1 protein-coding gene is annotated in these 249 nt (G+C 69.5%); it reads right to left on the reverse strand.

Annotated elements, in window-relative coordinates:
- Positions 1–249: phosphoenolpyruvate carboxylase (locus EXE44_RS19185; RefSeq protein ID WP_137718124.1), on the reverse strand; the 249-nt coding region annotated here is incomplete at both ends.

Consider the following 249-nt stretch of genomic DNA (forward strand, 5'->3'; position numbering starts at 1 on the left):
GCCTTCCTCGGCGAACTCGGCGATCGTCGCGTCGAACGAGTCGTGGAGGGCGCTCCCGTCGTCGGCGTTTCGGACCGCGCGGACCCGCTCGCGCTCCTCGGCGAGGTTGATAAGCTCGAAGTAGGTCGTGAACGCCCGCGCGACCACCTCCTCGCGGGTCGTCGACAGGCCGTCGACGACTTCGTGGAGGGCGTCGCGGTTCGACGCGTCTCCCCGTCGGTAGTCGATCGCCGCGTTTCGGAGCGTCTC

It is taken from the genome of Halorubrum sp. SS7 (assembly GCF_005435055.1).
Lineage (GTDB): Archaea > Halobacteriota > Halobacteria > Halobacteriales > Haloferacaceae > Halorubrum > Halorubrum salinarum.